The organism is Mucilaginibacter sp. P4_G9 (assembly GCF_056400985.1).
This window is the reverse complement of the sequence record NZ_JBFUKF010000368.1, coordinates 1-4,886: the sequence shown is the minus strand read 5'-3', so window position 1 is coordinate 4,886 and position 4,886 is coordinate 1. Positions and strand designations below refer to the sequence as shown.

The 4,886-nt window shown below is 42.6% G+C and carries 5 protein-coding genes; 3 read left to right on the top strand and 2 right to left on the bottom strand.

Translation table 11 applies throughout. The features are described from left to right. A partial coding sequence (locus tag AC1DPZ_RS21865; RefSeq protein WP_477407418.1) for an RNA polymerase sigma factor occupies positions 1–218 on the top strand: 218 nt, incomplete at its 5' end. A gap of 2 nt (positions 219–220) precedes the next feature. Beyond that, positions 221–1,090: an anti-sigma factor gene (locus AC1DPZ_RS21860; protein WP_477407416.1), complete on the top strand. Its 870-nt coding sequence runs from the start codon at positions 221–223 to the stop codon at positions 1,088–1,090. Between the two features lie 342 nt (positions 1,091–1,432). Here the strand turns inward: AC1DPZ_RS21860 and AC1DPZ_RS21855 are convergent, their stop codons facing one another. Continuing rightward, positions 1,433–2,938, bottom strand: a complete 1,506-nt coding sequence (locus AC1DPZ_RS21855; RefSeq protein ID WP_477407414.1) for an NAD(P)H-hydrate dehydratase — start codon at positions 2,936–2,938, stop codon at positions 1,433–1,435. Positions 2,939–2,984: 46 nt separating this feature from the next. After that, on the bottom strand, positions 2,985–4,172 hold the full coding sequence (locus AC1DPZ_RS21850; RefSeq protein ID WP_477407412.1) for an anhydro-N-acetylmuramic acid kinase: 1,188 nt from the start codon (positions 4,170–4,172) through the stop codon (positions 2,985–2,987). A 103-nt stretch (positions 4,173–4,275) separates the two neighbouring features. Between AC1DPZ_RS21850 and AC1DPZ_RS21845 the strand changes: the two genes are divergently transcribed. After that, positions 4,276–4,886: 6-phosphogluconolactonase (locus tag AC1DPZ_RS21845; protein ID WP_477407410.1), on the top strand; the 611-nt coding region annotated here is incomplete at its 3' end.

The following is a 4,886-nucleotide window of genomic DNA, read 5'->3' as shown; positions in this document are numbered from 1 at the left end:
TCATAGACCAATATAAGAGCTCCGCTTACAAGCCTGAATTGATAGGTGTTAAAGACCTGATACAGATACTAAAACCTGAGCAAAAATCGATTATCGACCTGGTTTATTTTAAAGGTTACACCCATGTGGAGGCTGCCGATGAGCTGGGCATACCGCTTGGAACCATTAAAACCAGGTTAAGAATGGGCATACAAGAGCTCAGAAAATATTTTAATTGAAAGTGGAAGATATACAAGCATATATAAAATCGGGCATACTGGAGCTTTATGTGTTGGGGGATGTAACTCCCGTCGAACAACGACAGGTGGAAAAGATGGCTTCAAAATACCCGGAAATAAAAGCAGAACTTGATAACATAGCGCATTCAATGGAGTTGTATGCGAAAGAACATGAGGTTGAACCTTCAGAAAATTTACGAGGCAGGGTTTTAGGCAGCCTGCTAACTAATTTTGGCGATGATAGAAATTTTACAGTCGCCCCATATCACGAAGAAATTGAAACTGAAGAGGGCGAAGAAGAGGATAATATCGACCAGGAAGATAATATTGCAAACTTACCTTGGCCTAAGGAAAACAACTATTACAAATATGCCTTTGCAGCAAGCTTTACCTTATTAATAGCCAGTACCATTGCATTGGTAAGCATTTATGGAAAATTGCAGGATTCCAATAATCAGTTAGTTGCAATGCAACAGGATAAACAGCATTTTGCCAATAGGGTTAACCTCATGAATAAGGAACTAACTGTTTTTCGTGATACTTCATACAAGCTGATTCATCTGAAAGGCACAGCAAAAACCCCCTCATCTTTAGTAACAGTTGCCTTTAGTTCCGGACAGAAAAAAGTAGTTATCGACATGGCAAATATGAAAATGCCAGAGAATGATAAAGAACATCAATACCAGCTTTGGGCGTTGGTTGGCGGCAAGCCGGTTAACCTTGGTGTGTTCGATACTGCAAGAGATACCGTTACCGATATTAAGGAGATGAAGCCGGTTGCCTTTGCCGATGCTTTTGCCGTAACATTGGAACCGCGAGGCGGTAGTATTAACCCAACAATGGACCAAATGATGGTTCTTGGTAAATACTAAGATAGCCTCTCACCCTTTCCCGCATTTAGAAATAATGGCATGGCGGCTTCCTCAAAACAGCCTTTTTTACCCTGATACAGGCTGTTTTTATGATATTTGTTAAATAAATATGCATTTTGTTAATTATTTAACAGTTATTTCACAATAAGCCAAACCATTTATTCGTTTTTTTGTAACTAATAAGATGCTTCGGACGTCTTATAACCAGTTAGATTAAACAGAGCCTGTGAAGTAACGAAAATTGAAGTGATATATCTAACTCATAAACTTGAGTATTTTGTTCTTTATAAGATCAGTTAATAGTTAATCAAAAAGGGATGTATGATACTTGCATCCCTTTTTTTATGCCATTAATTTTGCCATAGTAACCGGCAGTTGGGCTGCCAGCTTCCCCGGCAAAACAACGTTAAGGCGGTTTGGCAAAGCAAGTTCATCGCCTGCCTTACCATGCACGTATGTCCCTATCAAACAGGCTTCTAAAGGGGAGTATTTTTGAGCCAGCATAGCTGCAATAATCCCCGTAAGCACATCACCCATCCCTCCCGAAGCCATTGCGGCATTCCCTGTGGGGTTAAAATAGCATTTGCCATCGGGCGAAATTGTGATGGTATAGTCGTTTTTTAATATGATGTAAATATTCAACTCTTTTGCCTGTTCCATGCCGGTTTGCAATCTTTTCCACCAGCTTTTATGTTCGCCAAATAACCGATCGAACTCCTTCATATGCGGAGTTAAAATACTACCGGCGGGCAACTCTTTCAATAATCCCTTATTATCCGAAAGTAAATTAAGCGCGTCGGCATCAATAACCAGCGGCTTTTTATAGTTTTTAATAGTGGCATTTAACAATTTAATTGCATCGTCGCCTTTCCCTAATCCTGGCCCAATAGCTATAGCATTAAATTTATCCCACTCAATTTCGGGTTGCTCATCTTCGTTACGAACGATAGCCATAATTTCTGGCAGATAGCTATTCAAGGCAATTAAACCACTTCCGGGAATACAGGCTGTTGTTAACCCCGCACCGGCATAAGCACTGGCCGAAGCGCTAAGCAATGCAGCTCCCATCGTTTTTGCCTGCCCGGCAATAATCAGGCTGTGGCCGAAAGTGCCCTTATTGCTGAAACGGTGCCGGGGTTTCAAAATTCCGCGAATGTCTTTTTCTTCCATAAACTGATAGGAAGAGTTTAGGCCCAGTACAAATTTTTCATTGATGCCTATATTCACAACCTCCCAGCAATTGATGTACAATGCCGATTCGGGCAATAGAAAATTGATCCTCGGCTGCTGAAAAGTGATCACCAGGTCGGCTTTTACAACTACCGCATCTGGGTCATTCTCACCTTCCGAAAAAAATCCTGTAGGTACATCAACAGCAACTATTGTTCTATTTAAATCATTAATATACTTTACCAGCCGCTCATAGTCTCCCGAAAGGGGTTTATTCAATCCCGTACCCAATAAGGCGTCGATAATTATGGCGCCGCTTTCGGGAGGTATTTCATCTCCGGCTTTTATTTCTGTAATGGAGACGCCGGTTTGCTGTAACCTTGCGAGGTTAGCAGCAAAATCATCCGATTGCTTATTACTGAAGCGGGCAATATTAACATTTATGCATTTATAGTGGTGTTCTTTCAACAAGCGTGCTATCGCCAGTCCGTCGCCACCATTATTACTGGTACCACAATAAAAGGATATGGATTTATCCTTATCAGGAAAATGATTGATGAACCAACCCACAAATGCCTTAGAGGCACGTTCCATCAGATCGATAGAAGTGATAGGCTCATTGGCAATGGTGAACGCATCAGCCCTTCGTATTTGTTCAGAAATGAGTAGAGGCAGCATATACTTCTAAAGTAACGAATTATATGTTTTGTTTTACCCAATATTATCAAACCGCAAAACTAAGCTTCCCCATTAAAACCTTTGGATTATTACCAATAGCGATAGGCTCTCCACACAAAGCCTCGTTACCCAGTAAGGCAAACAGAATAGCCTCCTTTGCATCAGGATCAATCCCTAAACTGCCGGTATCATCAATGCGTGCAAAAGCCTGCTTCAAACGGCTTACTATAAAAGGGTTTCTTGCGCCGCCGCCGCTTATAAATATTTTCAGATCATCCGCAATAACATTAGCCTTAATAAAATTGATGATTGATGTAGCCGTAAATTCACTCAAAGTAGCTACCAGGTCTTCATTTGAAATATCCCTGGTTCCCGATTGCATTTGCGCGGTTTCAACAAATGTTAAATTAAACAATTCTGGCCCGGTAGTTTTTGGGGCCTGCTCTTCAAAAAATGAATGGCCAAGTAATGCGCCAAGTAGCTCGTTATTTACTTTACCACTATTGGCAATGTTTGAATCCTCATCGTAAGGTTTATTAAAATACTTGCGGCAGGCAGCATCTATCAATGTATTACCCGGCCCAATATCGGTGCACAATACCTTTGCAGCATCGCCATCAGCCGGCAAATAGGTTAAATTGGCAATGCCGCCAATATTGAGCAGGATCCTGTTTTCACCAAATTTACTACCTAATAGCACATCGCCATATAATGCCAGCGGTGCACCTTCGCCGCCAGCGGCTATGTGTTTTTGTCTAAAATCGCTGATTGTCAGTATCCCGGTTTTTACGGCCAGGTGGTCGCCATCGCCAATTTGCAGGGTGGCGTTGGCATAACCCGCCTGCTTATGTAATCTTTTTGGGGCATGGTAAATGGTTTGCCCATGACTGGCTATAAAATCAACTACATCAGGCTTTACCCCCCATTTTGAAAGTGCCTGCAGTACCAATTCGGCGTGATAATTACCAATAAAGGCATTCAGTAAAGTCAGCTTTTCCAGGTCGACCGTTTTGCGGGCGAATATTTGCTGCACCTCGCTTTTAAAACTTTCCGGATATGATATGGTGATAAACTGCATCAGCTCAAACCGGGTTTGCAGCCCGTTACCTGTAAACCTGCATAAGGCAATATCCAACCCATCGAGTGAGGTACCCGACATTAAACCGATACCTGTTTTAGCCGGTTTGCGGGCGGTATCAAAAAGTTTTTGCAGATTTTGGTTTAAAGGTAACATCCGGTTAAATTACTTATTTGTTGGGCGTTTACAAAAGTTAAAATAATAGGTGCGCTAAGTAAATATCTGATATATTTGTTTTCAACCAAATTCATCCCATCCTATGGCCCGATTAAATTTATTGGAAGAGACCCGGTACGAGAAACTGCCGGTAAGTGTTTATAGCAACCAGCAGGAAGCTTCAATTGCAGTAGCTGGCCGGATAGCAAAGCTGATCCGCGAYAAACAAAGCAAAGGYSAAAAAGCCGTRCTTGGTTTGGCTACCGGTGTTACCCCCATCGGGGTTTAYGCCGAACTGGTGCGCCTGCAYAAGGAAGATGGTTTATCATTTAAAAATGTCATCACTTTTAACCTTGATGAATACTATCCCATGAAGCCCGATGCGGCCCAAAGCTATGTTACTTTCATGTACGAGAATTTGTTTAGCCATGTGGATATTGAGCCTGCCCAGGTACACATCCCGGATGGTACCCTGGATAAAGATGCCGTGGTTGCTTTCTGCCTGGCTTATGAGCACCAGATTGAGGAATTAGGCGGCCAGGATCTGCAGATCCTGGGGATTGGCCGTACCGGTCACATCGGCTTTAACGAGCCGGGGTCGGCACCCAACTCGGGTACCCGCCTGGTTACTTTGGATGATTTGACCCGTAATGATGCTTCCCGTGATTTTGGGGGTAAGGCCAATGTGCCTACCAAAGCCATCACCATGGGTAT